Genomic DNA, 20,693 nt, shown 5'->3' with positions numbered 1-20,693 from the left:
GCTTAAAGATACAAAAAAGGCAACTAACTCGCAATGAATTAGTTGCCTTAAATTTTATTATTTTAGGAATATCCCTAAGTTTTTGAGAAGGGGCGTTATCCAGAAATGGAAACGCCCCTTTCATTAATTTAGAACCGGAAACTCAATCCTCCTAAGAAATTGAATCCTTCCGTAGGATAACCTAAATAATATTGATATTTCTTGTTCAGCAGGTTATGTACTTGCGCATAAACGGATACTCCTTTGAATACATTATAGCTGGCTCCGATATGCAAATCATTAATTGCGGTCATTTTTGCATACTCTTTCACTTCTTTCCGGTTGATGTAATCATAACCCAGATTTATGTTAAGAGCAGAGATCGGATGAATACGTACATTGAAAGACATTTCACTGACTGGTTTCACAGCCAACAGATACTCCTCTGTTTTGCTGTCCCAATTACGGTAAGTATATTTAGCTGATATTCCGAGGATATCTTTGTAATCGTAACTGATTTCACCGCCAAGGTAGAGATTTTCTGTATTATCTTGAGCAAAAGAAAGGTAAGAACCTGAATGAATATTACTTGGGTCAAAACCTAAATAAGATAAGTCGTTCTTTAGATTCTGATAACCACCGAACACGTTGAACCAAAGTCCCGGATAAGGGCTTGCTTTGAATCCGATACTACCGTTGATTTGCTCGTAAGTATCATAAGGACGTTGTACGTATCCCAAAGTGGCAGTGGTATTTGCCTCCGGCAGTTCACCGTAAGGACAGATACTTTCTAATCTGCGGAAATCATTCAATTGCTTACCGCCGGTTGCTTTTGCATAAACAATGTAGCTATCAGAAAAAATATACTGTGCAGTGATATCGGGTGAGATACGGAAAGACTTGTCAAATCCGAAAGATAAATCTACATTGGCTCCGATATGCAGTTTCCAGTCATCATTATCCAGTTCGTAATATGGATTTAAAAGAAGCGTTGTGTAGTTTTTGAAGTATTCATCTCCGGTGGAAACATTCTTTGTATATCCGTTGTAGAGAAGATTGTTCATTTCCAAAGCGATAGTTATTAATTGTTGGTCGCCGATAGCTCCCGTGACATCGCCTTTGGTGCGTATGATTGTTTCCTTGATACCTGTATTGGCTTCAGATTCATTGAACATGTTATGTTGACGTTCATACATCAACAGATTTGTTTCTGCGTTGAAACGCAGTGGTGCAGTCTCATCAGTGAAATGAATGCCCGCATGGAAGTCACCGGATGTGAATTTCTGCTTGCTGTTTACGCTTTCCGGTTGGAAGTTGAAGTTGCTCAATCCGAAGTTTCCGGCAATATTTAAGTCCAGTTTATTAAATTGGTGTGTGTAATCTACATTTGCGCGTGTGCGATAGTAGAAAGCATTCCATTTCTCTCCATTTGTGAAAGGAAGAGTTAACTTACCATCCATTCCATCCATTTGGAAACGTACATTCAATTTGTCTTTCTGCGACAGACGGAATAGATAATTGGCAAGAATATCCAAATTGCCATAATTACCATATCCGGCACGTACATATCCCGGGGTAGTGCCGGGTTGAACTTCTTTTCCGGTATAGGGGCGCATCAGGCCTGCCGGAACGGAAGTGGCCGGAAAGAATGTTGTAGCATATTCTACTTCTTTCTTGCTCACTGTCGGTTCTTCTACTTTAGGCAGGACGTTTACTTTCGAAGCGTCCATAATGTCCGGGTTATATTCTTGTTCCACAACGACCGTGCGGGTCATTGTTGTATCCTTCGATTGGGTGGTTTGGGCTTGAAGGCAGGATGGCATTGACATAGCCAATGCGAGTCCCCCTATTATATAATGAGATCGTTTCATATTTTTCTATTTTTTAATTCTCAATTCTCAACTTTCAATTTACTAAGTCTGCTTTCAATCATGCTTTCAATATCGTCATTCCCTTGATAATTTTGTTGCAGACTTAGCAGATATTGGCGTGCGTCCAGATCTTTACCCGTAGCATGATAGACGTCGGATAGAAGGATAAAACTGCGCGCTAGCCAATAAGCATGTGGCGTACTCTGTTCTATATAGTTGAGCAACTCTTTCTCTGCAGCGGCATATTCTTTTGCGTCGTAGAGGGATTGTGCAACCTGATATTTAGCTTCGGCACCGTAAGGGTTACGTGTGTCTTTGGCCAGTTCACGATAGTCCTCCATTGCTTTCTTGTCAGCCTTTTGCTTGGTGTAGGCTTTAGCACGGTAATAAAGAGCTTCATTTCTTAGCTCCGGACTAAGTTTGGCTTCTGCAAGCAGGTCGGTAGCTGCATGGATGGTTTCTATATCATCTCGTAATAGGAAGGCGCAACGCAGAATACCCGTTTCAGCAAGTTGGCGGCGCTCTACGTTGGTTGCTTTTTCTTTCAGCATTTTGTAGCTAGCCAATGCTTCAGCCATATTTTGCTGGTTGAATTGCACTTCAGCACGCAAGATCAGTGCTTCTTCTGCAAACGGATTGTTTGGATATTCCAACAACTTACCGGAATGGAGAAGAATCATATCATAATTCTTCTGTTCGTTTCCGATCAGGCAGAGATAATAATGTGCGTTCAGGCTGAAGGCTCCTTCCGGGAAAGTTTGCAGGTATTTGTTGAGGCTTGTTTTGGCTTCTTCCATTCTGCCTCGTGCATAAATCTTTTCTGCGGCGGCATACGTAAGCGAGTCTTGTTCGTTAGCATCGAAACGGATGTGTCCTGGCATAGCATTTGCTAAAGCAGCAAATTCGTCGATGCGGTTGAGGTCTACATAAATAGATTTCAAATCACGCATGGCAAGACGTGCTTCTTCACTGCCCGGATATTTTTCGATAACCTGTTTGTAGGCTTCGATTGCTTGGTTGTAATCTCCTTTTTGGTAATATAATAATCCGATTTCGGCGGCAGCTTTCCGGCTGACCGGGCTTTCAGGATATTTAGTAAGCAATTCTTTGAAAGAGGTAATGGCTTGATTGTTGTTGTCCATCAAAACATAGGAACGCCCTTTCTCGTAAATAGCGTTTACGGCATAAGGAGAAGCAGGGTACTTTCCTACCAGACGGTTCAGCAAGGTAATCTTACCGGTATAGTCTTTCTGCAGACCGGATACAAGAGCCAGCTGATAGAAAGAATAGTCTCCGGAAGAAGTATTCATTTGTTCGGCTTGCGAATAATACTGTTTGGCTTCTTCAAAGTTACGTACATGCAGGTGGCAGTCACCAATACGATTGTATGCATCGGCAAGTGCGGTTGCATTTTCACCTTTCTCCAGTTGAATGTATTTTTGGAAATAATTGCTTGCTTGCGTATAGTCTTTCCGGTGGAAAGCGATATATCCTAAGTTATAATTGGCAAGCGCATACATTTCGTTATTGGGTTGGGTGGTGAGTTGCAGATAAGCATTAAAATCACGTGCGGCTTCTACCATTCGGTTTAGACGGTAATAGGATTCTCCGCACCAATAGTAAGCGTCTGCCTTGGTTTGACGATTGTATTGTCCGATGGCAATGGATTGGTTCAGATATTTCAGAGCTTGTTCGAAGTCGGCGTTAGCGAAAGATTGAGTTCCTAATTGGAACAGTATCTTTTGTTTGGCTTCCAATATTTGCGCGCTTGGTTTGGCAATCCGGTCGATTGATTTCAAAGCTGCATCGTAGCTACGTGTATTCATGTAAACTTCTACCAGGTAGCTGCTGACTTTTTCAGCATAAGGAGAAGTCGGAAATTCATTCAGGAATTTCTCGAAGGCAGTAACTGATTCACCGAAAGCGGAGAAAGAAGTCTCGTGCAGGCAAAGAGCGTAATTGTAAGCTGCCTGTTCCTTGATTTGCATATTAGCATTGGAGGCGGCTGCCTGTTCAAAAGCCATGCGTGCTTTGTTTTTCTCTGCCAGTTGCAGATAAGAGAGTCCCATGTGGAGATATGCATTTTGGGTAAGGGCATCGTTGTCAGTTGTCACCTTACCTAATGTTTCGGCTGCTTTGGAGTATACTTTTGTTTGGTAGTAGGAGAGTCCCAGCATATAAAGGGCATCCCGGCGGGGAGCCGAGCGATCCTTATTCAAGTAATTGTTGAATGCTTCTACGGCTTGGTGATATTGTCCGAAATGGTAATAGGCATCTCCCAGAATACGGTACATTTCTGCTGCGTGCTCGTTATTCGGGTAGGCTGACAGGTAGTTTTGTGCTACAATTTGTGCCTTATCATAGTTTTTGAGCTGCGTATAAATTTCGGCTATATAATAAGGGACGAGTGCTTTGTATTTTGAGTCGTCCTGTAAGGGGAGGAAGCCTTTCAACGCTTCAGTATAACGCTTTTGTGTATAGCGGATGTAGGAAAGATAGTAATCACAATCTTTGGCGTATTTGGGGCTGTTGGCACGCAAAGTTTCAAACCAGATGGCTGCTTCTCGTAGGTTATCGGTTTTCAGATAACAGGTAGCCAGTTGGTAGGTGCAGTCGTCCCGTTCTTCATTACCTAACAAATCGAGGTCGGCAGAGTTGAAGAGTGCCAGTGCTTCATCATATTTTCCTTCGTAGAAATAGCAGGAGGCTAACAGCGCATAAATGCGGTTAGCGTATGGAGTATCAGGATAACGGTCGAGATATTTGCGGAGGAGTTCGATGCGGTTTTTGTCTTTCAGTTCGTAAGCCGAACTGACTAGCATATACTCTGCGTCCTGAAGAAGGCTGGCTGCAGGCTTTTGTTTTACAAATGCTTTCAATGCCGGCAGAGCAGCTGCATAATTTCTTTCCTGGAAAAGTTCTTTTCCTTCTTTATAAAGATTGTCAGTCGAAGTGAACTTGTCACCTGTCTGGGCAAATCCTATAATGGGCGTGCAGCAGATGGCAGCACAAATGAGTCTAGTAATTTCTTTTTTCATAATCGGGTGTTTATGCAAAAGTACTATATATCTTTCAATGACGTATTTTAATAGCTATTAATTTAAAGCTCATTAAAATATAAGACAGAATGAAAGGGGAAATGTTTCTGTAATTTGTTATATTTTAACGAATTATCTGCCAGATAAAAACTTTTTAAGTCCTCGGCGAATAGAATCTAGTCCAAAATCTTCCGGATTAATTTCAGAGAGAGGCAGGAAGAAAGAATCTGCTACATCATCCATTGCCGAAAAATGGCTCATGTCTTCTACGGTGCACAGAAAAAACATATCGAGTGTGTGTACAGGAAAACCTGAATAGACATAAATATTGGGAAGTGTAAACTGGTAAACTGCTTTTTTTACCTTCAACCCTGTTTCTTCCAGCACTTCACGGGCTACGCCTTCTTCACCTGTCTCGTTCATATCGATAAATCCTCCGGGAAGGTCGAGAGTTCCCTTTGCCGGCTCTTTAGCACGCCGGCAAACAAGCAATTCGTTTTTCTCATTTAAGATGAGTGCTACGGTGGCGGCGGAAGGGTTAAAGTAATAGACGAAGCCGCAATCTGTACATTTTTTGGACTTTTCGTTATTTACTTTGAAATGCGGAGAACCACATTCGGGACAATATAGGAATTGAGCTAGAGGATGTTTCATAATCGTATATACTTCCAGTTTTTTTGTTTATACACGCAAAGGTATAAAATGCTTTTATTAATTTCATCTATCACAGCATAGAAATATTCGATTGGGCTTTTTTTGCAAAGGCGGGGTTTCTGCCTTTATCTTTGCATCAGAAACAAAAAACAAAACGTTGTTTCTGATGTTATAAGTCAAATCAATTAATAACAATAAAAGCAATAAAGATTATGGAACCAATTTTAAATTCTCAACTTCCTGAATTCAGTGTTCAGGCTTTTCACAACGGAGCTTTCAAGACTGTAACCAACAATGACCTGAAAGGTAAATGGGCGATTCTTTTCTTCTATCCTGCCGACTTTACTTTCGTATGTCCTACTGAATTGGTGGATATGGCTGAAAAGTACGACCAGTTCAAAGCGATGGGTGTAGAAATCTATTCGGTAAGTACTGACTCTCATTTCGTGCACAAAGCCTGGCATGATACTTCTGAAAGTATTCGCAAGATTCAATATCCGATGTTGGCAGACCCGACTGGCGCTTTGAGCCGTGCACTGGGTGTATATATCGAAGAAGAGGGTATGGCCTATCGTGGTACATTCGTTGTCAATCCGGAAGGAAAGATTAAAGTGGTGGAACTGAATGATAACAATATTGGCCGTGATGCAAGTGAATTGCTTCGTAAAGTGGAAGCTGCACAGTTTGTAGCCAGCCATGACGGAGAAGTTTGCCCGGCTAAATGGAAGAAGGGTGAGTCTACCCTGAAACCAAGCATTGACCTGGTAGGTAAGATTTGATAGATCTTGATAATGGTGATTATGGGAGGCCGGTAACGGGAGACGCTGCCGGCCTTTCTTTTAAAAAAATGAAAGGGAAAAAGATATGTTAGAATCTGCATTAAAAGAACAATTAAAGGGTATTTTTGCTGGGCTGGAGGCAAACTTTACTTTTGATATATCCGTATCATCCAGCCACGAAAACAAAACAGAATTATTGGAGCTGCTGGGAGATGTAGCGGATTGTTCCGATCATATCACTTGTGTAGTGAATGAGGGAGACGCATTGAAGTTTACTTTACTGAAGAATGGCGACCGCACCGGAATTACATTCTGGGGTATTCCTAATGGACATGAGTTCACGTCATTGCTTTTGGCTGTCCTGAATCTGGATGGCAAAGGAAAGAACTTTCCCGATGAGGCCGTTTGCAACCGTGTGAAAGCACTGAAAGGCCCGATACATCTGACCACTTATGTTTCGTTGACTTGTACGAACTGTCCTGACGTGGTGCAGGCTCTGAATGCAATGACTACTTTGAATCCGGCTATTACGCATGAAATGGTAGACGGTGCGCTTTATCAGGATGAAGTAGATGCACTGAAGATACAAGGAGTACCCTCTGTCTTTGCAGATGGAAAATTGCTTCATGTAGGCCGTGGTGAATTTGGCGAATTGCTTGCCAAGTTGGAAGATCAATATGGTATTGACGAAACCAAAGCGAATGCAGAGGTGAAAGAATATGATGTGATTGTAGCCGGTGGAGGACCTGCTGGAGTATCGGCAGCTATTTATTCTGCCCGTAAAGGGTTGCGTGTAGCTATCGTGGCCGAGCGTATTGGCGGACAGGTGAAAGAAACGGTGGGTATTGAAAATCTAATTTCTGTTCCGGAAACGACAGGAAATGAACTTGCCGATAATTTGAAAACTCACTTGTTGCGTTATCCGGTGGATTTGCTGGAGCATCGTAAAGTAGAAAAAGTAGAAGTGGTTGGAAAACAAAAGCAGATCACTACCTCTGTTGGTGAGAAATTCCTGGCTCCGGCACTGATTATTGCAACCGGTGCAAGCTGGCGTAAACTGAATGTTCCGGGAGAAGCGGAGTATATCGGTCGTGGTGTTGCTTTCTGCCCTCATTGTGATGGGCCGTTTTATAAGGGAAAGCATGTAGCAGTAGTAGGTGGAGGAAATTCCGGCATTGAGGCAGCGATTGACTTGGCTGCTATCTGCTCCAAAGTCACTGTTTTTGAATTTATGGATGAGTTGAAAGCAGACAGTGTACTTCAAGATCGACTTAAATCATTGCCGAACGTGGAAGTGTTTGTAAGTTCACAGACTACGGAAGTGATAGGAAATGGTGATAAACTGACTGCCCTGCGCATCAAAGATCGTAAAACGGAAGAAGAACGTTTGGTTGAGTTGGATGGTGTATTTGTACAGATCGGGCTTTCTGCGAATAGCAGTGTATTCCGCGACATAGTGGAAACCAACCGACCGGGCGAAATCATGATTGATGCACATTGCCGTACGAATGTGACGGGTATCTATGCAGCCGGAGATGTTTCTACGGTTCCTTATAAGCAAATCATTATCTCTATGGGCGAAGGAGCGAAAGCTGCACTTTCTGCATTCGATGACCGAGTGAGGGGGATTATCTGATTGACATATTCAGATATAAAAAGCACATAAACATAACATTAGCAAGAGGAGGAATGACTCCTCTAAAAAATACCCTCGTTACAGATTTGTAGCGAGGGCTATTTGATATTTAGTCATGATATGTATATCTGACGAAATCAAACAATCCGGAATTTTCCTGCTGTGCCGGTTGTTCTCCAATAAATTTAAGATTCTCTACACTGCAAAAAATATGGAATGCAATGTCTTTCCCAAATTCCAGTTGAAGTTCATGTTTGGGCTCGTTGTCTATTAACCAGGTGATGTAATAGTTCCCGTTTTTTAATGTCAGATCAATTTCGAACAGATGCCATCCGGTCTTGATTACTACAGGAACGGAAGAAAAAGGATATGCCTGCGATGTCATATAAGCAATCATTTCGTCGGGAGTTGCATTTAACTCCTTGCGAACTGTATCTTTACCATATCCGACTTCAAAATCCAATTCATGTTGGTCGTCATGGTATATCCACGAACCCACGCTACATTGATCTCCTATTCCCATTTGCGGGATATGAGTACGCCAGGTATATCTTCCTGTTGTATAAATCCGTTCTACAGTGTGAACCTTTTTCCGATCCACCGAGTTAGCCCGTGTAAAGATCCGTAAGTAACCATTCTCTAATATGCATTGATTATCCGGGTTGTTATCTTGATGTCCGTATTCCCATCCATCCAGATTGTTGAAGTTCCATTCTTTGTTTGGCGGATTTTTAGTAACGGTGTCATTGGTCTGTTGCTGTGCAAAGCAAAGGCCGCAAATGCATATTAGTAACAGAGTTAAATAGTAGTTTCTCATAATAATTGAATTTAAGTGTATTCGTTTTCTATCAATTGCTTGCTGCAAAAGTAGTCGAATGCTTTATTCTACTCATCAGATTTTAGTCATTTCAAATCATGAAACGTCCAAATCTGCACTGGAAATCCTAATCGCTCTGTTCCGGGGAGTATAATTTCTATATAAATGATAAACTAAAGTGCTGAATCTACTCTGATTGTTGTTGGGTGGAACCATGTTGTGCTCTGAATTGAGAAGGAGTCATTCCTTTCATTTCTTTAAATAACGTACTGAAATATCGTTGATAAGTGAAACCTACCTGCTCTGATATTTCAGTAATGCTCATGTCAGACTGAGTTAAAAGAATGATTGCTTTGTCGATTCTTCTACGATTGATATAATCGTTTGCTCCCATGCCGGTCAGTTCCTTGATCTTATTATATAAGGATGTCCGGCTCATAGCCATTTGAGCAGTCAGGAATTTTACGTCCAGATCTGGTTGAGACAGATTCTGATCGATCATTTCATTCAATTTAATCATAAATTGTTCATCCGCATTGCTGAAAGTAGCCTCTTGCGGAGACAGAATGAATTGATTGCCCCTGTATCTGGATTTAATATATTCACGATTTCTCATCTGGTTCTGGATCACGCTAAGGAGCATTTCCATTTCAAATGGTTTGGGCAAATAGGCATCGGCTCCTAATTTGTATCCTAACATCTGGCTTTCAGAATCGGCTCTGGCGGTAAGTAGAATAACAGGGATATGGCTAATATTCAGATTCTCTTTAATTTCCTTGCATAGCTGATAGCCATTCATTTGTGGCATCATTACATCACTTACTATAATGTCCGGTTGCTGTTGCTTAATAACTTCCAACGCTACCAATCCATTTTCTGCCTGATAGATCTTCTTGAACTTATCCTTAAGAGCATTTTTTAAGAATTCTCTTAAGTCCTGTTTATCTTCTACAATCAACAGTGAATATCCTTGTAGAGAGAAAGAACCGGATTCTATTTTCTCTTCTTCTTCCGGAGAACTTAAAAGTTCGTTGAGGTAGGAATGTTGAGGACATGATACTTCTTGTTCTTGTAGATTAGCCGGTATTTCATAAAAGAATGTGGCCCCTCTGTCTTTATTATTGAAAGCGCCCATCCTGCCTCCATGTAAGTCAATCAACATTTTAGCATAAGATAAACCGATACCACTTCCTCCCTCATTATGTTTGCCTTGGTAGAAACGGGTAAAGAGCTTCTTTATATCTACATTATCCAATCCGATTCCCTGGTCTTGTACGTGTATTTGTATACTTTCATTTGTACGGATGGTTTTTATAACAATACGAGTCTGATTAGGACTATATTTCAAAGCATTCATAATCAGATTGGAAAGAACAACTTTGCATTTAGTGTCATCATACGCGATAGATTGTATACTGTCGTCAAAGTCGTATGTAATTTCAATTTCTTTGGCTTTAGATGCAGTTTGAAATGTTTCTGCCACTTCCTGTATCCACTTGTGCAAAGGATGCGAAGAGATGTGTAGCACTTCCTGTCCTACCTCCATTTTGCGTGTATCAAGCACAATGTTGATAATATCTTTCATCTGATTCGCCTGTTTGAATGCCCCCTGTAGATATTCCGGTAGCTCGTCTTGCTTCACCTCTTTATTGAGAATTCGTTTCAGGGAAGCATAGATGAGTGTCAAAGGGGTGCGTAGCTCATGGCTGATATTGATTAAGAAGCGTATTTTCTCTTCATATATCTTCTTCTCATGTTCCCGCATCTCACGTTTCAGCCGATTTTCTTTTTTTCTTATCAAACTAAAGAAGACCATTCCTGCCACTAGAAATGCAAAGAAAATGCATAGTATAATAAACCAGGTAGATTTCCACCAAGGAGGTGAGACTATAATAGTTAAGATCTCTGTCGGCTGGCTCCATTCACCGTTGGAGGTGTCGCAGGATACGCTGATGGTATATTCTCCTGATGCTAATGTACCCAATTCGAGTGTCTGGAGATAACTCTCGATCACCATTTTGTCTTTTCCTGTGATGACATATCGGAAAAGGTGTTTTCGGAAGGAGTTCTTTTCGTCAGCAATCACTTTAATGTTGAACGATGAATGATTCCAGGGAATCGAAATACAGTTATTATTAACCTGTTTCAGAGTTGATTTACCATTCAGTTTTACTTCAAGTAGCTTGAGAATAGGAGACGAATTGCTTTCGAAAATAATATCCGTATTAATGCGTACCAGTCCCATAGTACCTCCCATATACAGATTGGGAGTACGAAGAGCAGGAATAGGGGTAAATATCAATTCGTTGGAAGGAACTCCATCGGATTCGTCCAGGATAACAAAACGTTTTTCGTTGATAATATACGCAAAGAACATGTTCTGTGCTCCTATCCAGACTTTTCCTTTTTTATCATAGGCAAGGCTGGATACACTGTTGAACAAGTTGGTATGTATTTTTTCTGTTTTTCCAGTCTGTTTATTATAGAAGAGCAGTCCGAAATTACTTCCTATCCAAAAGTTACCTTTATCATCCCGGCAGGCCGATGTGAAATCATCTCCCTCTTTCATATTGACTAATGAAGACAGTTCGTTGGTTTTGAAGTTTAGTTTAAACAGGTTATTGGTTCCCATTAGATACAGATGCGTATCGTCGGAATAAATTGCCTGCATAGCTATTTGGCGTTGAATGTCTATTTGGGGTGCGTAGAGAATAGATGTTTGCCGGGTATGCTTGTTGTAGATATAGACTTTTGCTCCTAATATGTAAATATTATCTTTTGTAGCATATAGATTTACCAAATCACCGGATGAAAATTCTCTTTTCGAAATAGAGTCATTGATAATGGGAAAAGGTTGCATCTGTGCGGTTCTCTTATTAAAGGTAAATACCCCTTTATTAAAACATGATAATAAGAGCTCATTTTCAGAAAAATTTGTGATAGAGGTAACTTTCTCCCCGTATGTAGTAGGGTAATGATGAAATGTATTCGTTTTTTGGTCAAATGAGTTGATACCTCCTCCGTCTGTTCCAATCCAGAGCAATGTATCCTTATCTTCAAAGATGCTAACCACGGTACGTTCGCTAATTCCATTGGGATTGTTCAGTGGAACATCTTTATAGGTTTTGATGAACACTTTCTTAATGGCGAATAATCCTCCGTGTATACTGCCTATCCATATATTGTCCATCTGATCTTTATAAAGCCGGTAGATAGAGTTATTCGGCAAGGATTGTTCATCATCGGAAATATGTTTAAGATGAGAGAATTTCATAGTCTGGAAGTCAAGTATGTTGATACCTCCTCCGTCAGTAGCTATCCAAAGTTGGTTGTCTTTTTCAAGAAAATCAAAAATGATATCGTTGTTGAGCCCGGAATTTTTGGTGGATAAACTGAAAAGCCTTTTCCCCTCTTTCGAGTAGCAGGCTATTCCTTTGCCATAGAATGATACCCAAAGCCGGTTTTGAGAGTCAACAAATATGGTGTTTATCTCGCGCTCTTTTACAAATGGACATCGATACATTTTCTTTTTTGTCAAGTCGTACATCCAAAGCCCGTCTTTTTTACTGCTGGTTATCAGCACATCGGGACTCCACTGAAAGATGCGATTGATACATTTTAACTTGTCTCCATCAATGTCGGGGAAGATCGTCGTAATACTTTTATCCATTAGATTGTATTGGTATAAAGTTTCTTCTCCTCCAAACAGGAAATTGTCACCTATTTGAAGATAAGACCAAGCGTTAAATGGCTTCCCGTTATATTTCAATGGCTGAAATTGATTTTCTGCTTTATTGTAGATGGCAATTCCTTTATTGGTAGAAACGTATAAATCGCCTAAACGATCCTCTGTAATAAAACGAATGAAATTGTCGGGCAATGAGTTTGGCTGCTCCCGGTCATGAAAATAACTTTTCAGTTCAGATTGGTCATAACTATTTAACCCCCATTTGGTACCTATCCATATGACTCCTAAATGATCTCTGTAAATGCACTGCACTCTTGATTGTGACAATCCCTGTTCCAAAGAAATTTGTCTGAAGTAGTAGTCTTGTTGTTCAGCCTTTGTAGAAAGAACAAAGAATAATATCCAGATTAGAAAAGAATACCTCTTTAGTACGTGTGCTTTTGACATAGTTATGTTCTTTTGATAGAGCAAATATAAAAGAAGTTATGAAACTGTACAATAGATTTCATCTTCTTTTGTCCACAAAGCTCATTAGATAGCTCGAAAGGATATTCAGAATACTCCTTTTGAACAGTAGCGGACTAATTATGGATGTTATTTGATCTCTATTTCCACGCTTTGCACCTATATTTGCATAGTTGACACTAAATACGGAATAGTATTAAACCTTAAAAAAAAGACTATTTACTATGAATACATCCTAAAACTGTAGAATGAAGAGGTGGCGGAGTAATGTTGGGAACATTTTGAATGCCTTGACTTGTATCTAAAATTCCTAAAAATCTAATATTATTATATTCTAACTAAATGAAAAGTATATGGATAATCTAAGAAAAACGCTTGGCTGCTTGCTACTATTTCTTTTTGCAGCAGTTACATCTACTTATGCACAGGTTGCAAAGCAGTATTCGGGTACTGTTATGGATGCCGACAGCAATGAACCTATCATCGGTGTCAACGTAACTCTTAAAGATGCACAAACTGGTACCGTAACGGATATTTCCGGAAAGTTCTCGATTAGTGCTCCTGTTGGCTCTACACTATCATTCTCTTATATCGGATACGTGACTAAAGAGGTTAAACTGGGAACGAATACCAGTTTGAAGATTACAATGCAGGAGGATCAGAACCAATTGAGTGAAGTAGTGGTCATCGGATATGGTGTAGTGAAAAAATCAGATATAACCGGTGCTGTGGCTTCTGTTTCTTCCAAACAATTTAAGGATCAGCCGGTAAAGCGGGTGGAAGATATTCTGCAAGGACGTACTGCAGGTGTGGCAGTGACGAGCGTAAATGGTTTACCTGGTGGTACAGTTAAAGTTCGTGTTCGTGGTACTACTTCTCTTAATACCAGCAATGACCCCTTGTATGTCATCGATGGCATTATGTCTGGTGGACTGGATGTAAATCCAGCTGACATTCAATCTATTGAAGTTCTGAAGGATGCTTCGGCAACGGCTATTTATGGCTCACGCGGTGCTAATGGTGTGGTATTGGTAACTACTAAAAAAGGGGTGGAAGGTAAAGTGCAGATTTATGCAGATGTGGCTATAGGCGTATCGAACATTCTTAAAAAATATGACTTACTGAATGCTTATGAATATGCGACTGCATTAAAGGAGTATAATGGTATCTCATTTGCAGATGATGAGATGGAAGCCTATAAGAATGGCTCCAAAGGCATTGACTGGCAGAATTTGATGTTGCAGACCGGTATTAGTCAGGACTATAAATTAGGTATTTCGGGTGGAACGGCTAAAAATAAGTATCTTATTTCCGCCAATGTATTGAATATGACAGCCATGACCATCACGACCAAGTATCAACGTGCACAGTTGCGGATAAATTTGGATAATGAACTCACTAAGTGGTTGACACTTTCTACCAAAATTAATGCTTCACGTACTCACAGTCACAATGGGGGCATTGACATTATGAACTTTCTGAACTATTCTCCTACGATGGAAATGAAAGATCCGGTAACGGGCGTTTATAATATGGACCCTTATAATTCAGTAAATGGAAACCCTTATGGTGCACGTGTCGCAAATTATGGTGACTCATATGTGTATGCTTTGAATACTAATATGGATTTGACTTTCAAAATAATGAAAGGGTTGACATTGTCTGTACAGGGTGCTGCTAATTACTCTCATGTTCCGAGTTACTCTTTCACCTCGTCATTAGCAAAACCCGGTCAACTTAGTGGTATGGAAAATGCGAGCAGGATGAATCTTTTCTGGCAGAATACCAATAATGTGACTTATAACACAAGTTTCGGCGATCATCATTTGACTGCAACCGCTGTGTTTGAAGCAAGTGGCGCCGAAGGTAGAAATTTAAAACTGACCGGTAGTGATTTAGCCAATGAATTTGTTGGTTATTGGAATGCAAAAAATGCAAAGACACGCGATGGAGAAAATGGCTATTCCGCAGAAGCTATTGTGTCCGGGCTTGGTCGAATTATGTACAATTACAAAGGGAAGTATATGCTGACAGGTACTTTCCGTGCCGACGGTTCATCTAAGTTTCAGAAGAAGAATAAGTGGGGATATTTTCCGTCAGCAGCTGTTGCTTGGGATGTTGCTAAAGAAAACTTTATGAGCAAACAAAACATTGTCCAGCAATTGAAACTAAGAGCCAGTTTTGGTGTTGTTGGTAATCAAAGTATCGGTGCTTACACAACATTAGGTATGTTGGCTCCTACAAATTATGACGGTTATGGTAGCGATGCAATCCATACCGGTTATTGGACTGGAAATCTCGCTACACCGGATGTAACATGGGAAAGCACCTATCAGTATAACATAGGTTTGGACGCCAGTGTTTTAGACGGTCGCTTGAGTTTTACAGCCGAATGGTTCCGAAAGGATACTAAGGACCTGTTGCTTCGCAAACCTGCTCCTCAATATAACGGAGGTGGCTCTTTCTGGGTCAACCAAGGTGAAGTTAGAAACTCTGGTGTTGAATTCACCATTACAGCTACTCCTTTGACAGACAAAGATATATTTGGTTGGGAAACATCGCTGAATGCATCTTATTTAAAGAATAAGATAATCGATCTGGCAGGTAGTGATTTTATCGTTGGGGAGAATTATACAAGTATTGGCGGTGGTCCTATTCAAATTAAAAAAGTAGGGTATCCGATTGGTTCTTTCTATCTTTATGAATGGGCAAACTTTAATGACCAGGGTGCCAACTTGTATAAACATCAATCTAATGGAAGTTTGACAACCAATCCGGGTGCTGACGATCTGGTTACTAAAGGGCAGGCCGAGCCTAATTGGACTTTCGGATGGAATAATACATTTACTTGGAAAAACTGGACGCTCAATCTCTTTATCAATGCTGCATTAGGACAAGATAGACTGAACGTAAGCCGCTATGCGATGGGATCTATGACAGGTGTATATCGTTTCATCTCTTTATCTGATGCTTATTACAAAAGTTGGGATAAAGTAGCCAATAAAGCAGATGCTGTGTATGCAAGTCATAAAAATTCAGATAATAGAAACTATCCTGATTCCGATTTCTGGCTTGAAGATGCATCATTTGTGAAACTGAAAAATATAAGCCTTACGTATAATATTCCTAAGAAGATAACGAAAGTAGCCGATATTCAACTGTCGGTCAGTGCTCAAAACCTGTTTACATTAACGAAATACACAGGTATGGACCCAGAAGTGTACAGTGAATCCGATTATGGCTTTAATGGTGTGGATATGGGATCTTATCCTGTTCCAAGAACATTCACTTTTGGTATGAAACTTAACTTTTAATCTTTTAACTATACATGGATATGAAAACAATATATAGAATATTCAAATCTGTCGGACTAGCATTGATAGCACTTTGGATGGTGTCTTGCCAGGATTTACTGACAGAAGATCCTAAAGGGCAGTTGGCGGTGACTAATTTCTTCAATTCAAAAGGTGATCTGGACTTGGCTCTGAATGGAATGTATTCCAAAGTTGCGAGTGATATGTATGCAAATATCTGGGCAGGTTTCGAATCAGTGATGGGTGATGATATTTCTACACACCCTGCAGCTAATAAACAGGGGTTGCGTGAGGTAGATACTTATAATGTTTCGGACAATAACACTTGGGTGACTGAATTGTGGGGAGCTCGTTGGAGATTAGTAAAAGCTGCTAATTTCATTATAGATAATGCCGGACGAACTCCGGAGGTGAGCCAGGAAGAGAAAGATGCAGCCATTGGACAAGCTTATTATTGGCGCGCCTATTCTTACTTTTATTTTGTAATGGCTTGGGGAGAGGTACCTATGGTTGTGAAAGATGAAATCAATTACAACATGCCATTGGCAACCGTTTCTGAAATTTACGAACTGATTGTTTCTGACCTGAAAAAGGCAGAGACAATGGTGCCTGCTAATTATACTAAAGAACCCTACGCAAGAAACGGGGTAAACATTGCTGTTAGTCAAGGAGCTGTAAAAGCAACATTGGCTTATGTGTATATGGCAATGGCAGGATGGCCGTTGAACAAGGGAACAGAATATTATCAACTGGCCGCTGCAAAGGCAAAAGAAGTAATCGATGCTTCGAAGAAAGGTACTTATTACTACAAGTTATTACCTGATTATAAGCAAGTATATTCGATGGAGTATAATAAGAATAATCCAGAAGTGTTACTTGGTGTTTACTATAATTTGGGAATAGATGCACTTACTAATGCTCCTTTAGCCGATTTCCTGGCAGACTATGCTTATGGTGGCGGTGGATGGGGAGATACGAACGGAGAAATTAAATTCTGGTATGATTTCCCGAAAGGCTCACGCAAAGATGCGTCTTATTTTCCGAAAATTATATTGAAGAATGAAACACAGTTACGTGATTGGTGGGAAGATCCTAATCCGGAAGCGCCGCGTGTGGTTGTTGCTCCCTGTTTCATGAAGAAAGTAGAAACGACCACTGGAGAAGAATTCGACTATACGAATCCGAAAATTTCGATGAATCAGAATGGAGAAAAGACGCATCAGATTATTCGCTTGGCAGAAGTATATTGCTGGTATGCCGAAGCCGTAGGTCGTTCAAAAACAGGTAGTATCACGGAAGCTGTCAACTTATTGAATGAGGTACGTAATCGTGCTAATGGATCTGTTGTTGCAGACCGGGATATCTATAAGACAACCATGTCGTATGATGATCTGGCAGAAGCTGCCTATAATGAACATGGCTGGGAAATAGCCGGATATTATTGGGGAAATATTGCCACTAGAGCAAGGGATATGTTTCGCATGAATCGCATTAAAGATCATTTTGAATACAGAAAATTAAATCCGGAGATTGAAGTGGCTCCTGGAGTCTTCAGGAAAGAAGCTGTTTCCGTATCTGGTACGTGGAATGACAGTAAGATGTATCTTCCCCGTCCTTTTGTAGATTCGTCTATTAATCCGAATTTGAAGAACTGAGTGAAACAATAAAAACAATCATTATGAAACTAAGATATTTATATTTAGCAATAGGTGTATTATGTAATGCCTCTTTAGTATCATGCGGCGATAGCTTCAAAGAGAAAACAGAGATTGTTGCATGCGGAATCTCCACAAATGCTTTGACATTCGGAGTCTCCTCTACTGAAGTTCAGACTGTAGATATTACGTCAGAAGCAGCTTGGGAAGTAGCAGTGGATCAGGCAGGTGGTAATTGGCTTACAGTTTCTCCTTTGGAAGGAACTGGTAATGGTACGCTAACAATTGCTGCTGATAAGAATAACGGCCCAAAACGCAGTGCAACCTTGACCATAGCGGCGAAAGGTGCTGAACTTCGAACCATCACAGTTATTCAGGATGGCTATAAAGGAACCATTTATAATTACGGTGACTTTACTGGATTGCAAAAGACGGGGCTTGTGGCAGGGATCAATCCGATCACTATCGTAGATAATGACGAATGTGAAGATGGAAAAGCGTTAAGAATCTATACCCGGGCAGGTGAAGAGTATGAAGGTACTAATGGGGACCGTTTCAAGGTGCAGACAACAACGCAATTCGGATCAGGTCGTTATGAATGGAGGATATATGTCCCTAAATTCGGAATGAATGACCGGGCTAGTATTGGAGCATTTTTATATTTTGACGATGGGCATGAATTGGATTTTGAAATTTGTTCCGGTACAGCTGCAGACCGTGCAGCACATAGTGCCGGACCAGATGATATGCTGTGCCTTGTGACTAGTCAGGCTAATCCTTTTTTCTCTGAATTCACGCCTATTAAGGGGGATGCTTGGCATACGTTTGTATTGGATTTGAAGTTAGAAAATAAGAAATATCTGGCGGAGTGGTCGGTTGATGGTAAAGTTTTAAAGAGGGCACAATTAGATTATGGTGAAGAGGCTTATTTCCGTGCTATATCTAGTGTCGAGAATCTTTATGGTATGGGCGATCATGCGGCAACTCAAGAAAATTATGCCTTATTTGATTATCTTGAATATGTTCCTTATGATTATTCAATGAAGCCGATTATCGAAGGTCAACTTCCTCCCGAACCAGAGGGAACAACAGTGAAGTGGGACTTTGAGGAAGCTGGTTTTGTTCCTGTTGGATGGACTAACAATGGAGGAACGATTGCGGATGGAAGTTTGAATCTATCTAACGGGAATAACTTCGTTTATGGTCCGGAGATAGGAGCTGGAAAATATACATGGGAAATAGATGTTCCTTTGGTAGGGGTAGGTGAAAAATGGTTGGCAGGTGGTAATATCGCTGCAACTAATGCTGAAGAAAGGTCATTCTCTATGTTTGTTTTCTCGGGTACTGAAAATGATCGTGCGGCTTGTACGGTTCCTCCTGTTCCTGGTCAGATGCTGGTACGTTGTTATACGGAAGCTATGGGAGTTTACGGTGTACCTATTGATCCGGGTAAACACACTTTGACTATTGACCTTAGACTTAATGCAGATGGTGCATATTGGGCGGCATGGATTATAGATGGTGAAGTGGCGAAAACATTTACTACTTGGTATACTCCGGCACAGTTTAAATTTGGATTCTCAATGATGACCTTTGCTGATGGAGGTGGCTGGCAAGGAGATAAGCCTACTGCAAAGACATATACAGTCAAATATGACTATATAGAATATAAGAAGTATAATTATGATGAAGAATAACAGTTTACTTTACATTCAATGAGGTATTTAAGTATAATTGGAACAGCTATATGCTGTGTAATGTTGGTAATGACGAGTGTTTCCTGCAAGCAGGAAACACTCTCTTCCACCACCCAGGAGAAGAAAGTAGCTCCTTGGTATGTCTATATAGATGGAAGCTCTTTTAAGGATATAGAGCCAGTGAAAGAGATTATTAGTTCCATTAGCGTTTTCGGGAATCCTCCGAAATCATTTATCGATGAATGTCATCAGAATCATATCGAAGTATATCAGGCTGTAGGTGGGAATGAAGAAACGATTGATACGCCACAGAAAAGAAAGGCACTTGTTGAGAAGTATGTAAGCGATTGCAATGCAAACGGATATGATGGAATAGATCTTGATCTCGAACATTTGAGCCCTGATATTCAGGATGCATATACCGAATTCCTGAAACTGGCTTCAAAAGAACTCCATGCTGTTGGAAAGAAATTAAGCCATTGCGTTAGTTTTTATCCGGCTTTGTATCAGGATAACGAAACTAAGATGTTTCACGATCCGGCAGTTTTGAATACTACCTGCGACTTAGTTAGAGTGATGTGTTACGATATGTATTTTGCACCTGGGATAGATAAGCCCGAGCTCAAACATAGGGATGATTGTATGGGCATTGGACCTACGTCTAATTATCTATGGACTAGAGAGGCGATGCTTTTCTGGATGAAACATATTCCAAATGATAAATTAGTGATGGCGTTGCCTGCTTATGCAAATGATTATGCTGTAACTGGCGGCATCAAAGGAAGGCAGATTTACCAATCTGTGCCTGACAGTATAAATGGAATTTTGCCTTCTCCTACCTGGTTATGTTATGAAAAGGTAAACATGTATCTGTATGATGGTACTGATGGTAATCGGCATATGTTTTATGCAAGTGATGCCAGAAGTACGGAGGCGCTACTTGAACTAGCTGATGAACTGGGGATCTCTCAAATCGGTTTTTGGCACTTTAATAGCGTAGATCCGCAAATGTGGGATACTACCGCAAAGTGGCAAAAGAAATAATAAGATAATAAATCGACCTTGTAAATAATATAGCTTTATTCTCATCCCCCCATTTA

General features: G+C 40.5%; 11 protein-coding genes. 6 read left to right on the top strand and 5 right to left on the bottom strand.

From position 1 onward, the window contains the following. Nucleotides 1–128 precede the first annotated feature (128 nt). The 3 genes from KFO40_RS16195 to KFO40_RS16185 form a co-directional block, all read right to left on the bottom strand. A complete protein-coding gene (locus KFO40_RS16195; protein ID WP_074910370.1) occupies nt 129–1,850 on the bottom strand; it encodes a TonB-dependent receptor in 1,722 nt (573 codons plus the stop codon). A gap of 20 nt (nt 1,851–1,870) precedes the next feature. Then, nucleotides 1,871–4,888 carry a tetratricopeptide repeat protein gene (locus KFO40_RS16190; RefSeq protein WP_211146579.1) on the bottom strand — a complete coding sequence of 1,006 codons (3,018 nt, stop codon included), beginning with the start codon at nt 4,886–4,888 and terminating at the stop codon, nt 1,871–1,873. 132 nt (nt 4,889–5,020) lie between these two features. Then, the gene (locus KFO40_RS16185; protein WP_074910362.1) at nt 5,021–5,542 is read right to left on the bottom strand and encodes an NUDIX hydrolase; all 522 of its coding nucleotides are present in this window, start codon (nt 5,540–5,542) and stop codon (nt 5,021–5,023) included. Between the two features lie 212 nt (nt 5,543–5,754). Between KFO40_RS16185 and ahpC the strand changes: the two genes are divergently transcribed. Beyond that, nucleotides 5,755–6,321, top strand: coding sequence for an alkyl hydroperoxide reductase subunit C (ahpC, locus tag KFO40_RS16180; protein WP_004323108.1), 567 nt, complete (start codon nt 5,755–5,757; stop codon nt 6,319–6,321). Between the two features lie 85 nt (nt 6,322–6,406). Next, the gene (ahpF, locus tag KFO40_RS16175) at nt 6,407–7,957 is read left to right on the top strand and encodes an alkyl hydroperoxide reductase subunit F (protein WP_004323109.1); all 1,551 of its coding nucleotides are present in this window, start codon (nt 6,407–6,409) and stop codon (nt 7,955–7,957) included. 109 nt (nt 7,958–8,066) lie between these two features. Here the strand turns inward: ahpF and KFO40_RS16170 are convergent, their stop codons facing one another. Next, nucleotides 8,067–8,774 (bottom strand): hypothetical protein, encoded by a 708-nt coding sequence (locus KFO40_RS16170; RefSeq protein WP_004323110.1) that lies wholly within the window; start codon nt 8,772–8,774, stop codon nt 8,067–8,069. A 187-nt stretch (nt 8,775–8,961) separates the two neighbouring features. Continuing rightward, entirely contained in the window at nt 8,962–12,909 is a 3,948-nt protein-coding gene (locus tag KFO40_RS16165; protein ID WP_211146578.1) for a two-component regulator propeller domain-containing protein, read from the bottom strand. A gap of 371 nt (nt 12,910–13,280) precedes the next feature. Here KFO40_RS16165 and KFO40_RS16160 point away from each other — a divergent pair, with 371 nt between their 5' ends. From KFO40_RS16160 to KFO40_RS16145, 4 genes are read left to right on the top strand one after another with little or no spacing between them, the layout of a single operon-like run. Next, nucleotides 13,281–16,241 (top strand): SusC/RagA family TonB-linked outer membrane protein, encoded by a 2,961-nt coding sequence (locus KFO40_RS16160; protein WP_151923587.1) that lies wholly within the window; start codon nt 13,281–13,283, stop codon nt 16,239–16,241. A gap of 20 nt (nt 16,242–16,261) precedes the next feature. After that, complete coding sequence (locus tag KFO40_RS16155; protein ID WP_115484439.1) at nt 16,262–17,896, top strand: RagB/SusD family nutrient uptake outer membrane protein; 1,635 nt, start codon at nt 16,262–16,264, stop codon at nt 17,894–17,896. Between the two features lie 23 nt (nt 17,897–17,919). Beyond that, entirely contained in the window at nt 17,920–19,593 is a 1,674-nt protein-coding gene (locus KFO40_RS16150) for a BACON domain-containing protein (RefSeq protein WP_004296466.1), read from the top strand. 60 nt (nt 19,594–19,653) lie between these two features. Beyond that, nucleotides 19,654–20,637: a glycosyl hydrolase family 18 protein gene (locus KFO40_RS16145; protein WP_211146580.1), complete on the top strand. Its 984-nt coding sequence runs from the start codon at nt 19,654–19,656 to the stop codon at nt 20,635–20,637. Nucleotides 20,638–20,693: the final 56 nt, after the last annotated feature.

The sequence above is a fragment of the Bacteroides sp. 1001302B_160321_D4 genome (assembly GCF_015667765.1).
GTDB lineage: Bacteria > Bacteroidota > Bacteroidia > Bacteroidales > Bacteroidaceae > Bacteroides > Bacteroides xylanisolvens.
Note: the sequence above shows the minus strand (reverse complement) of the source record. Positions and strands in the feature narration are given on the sequence as shown.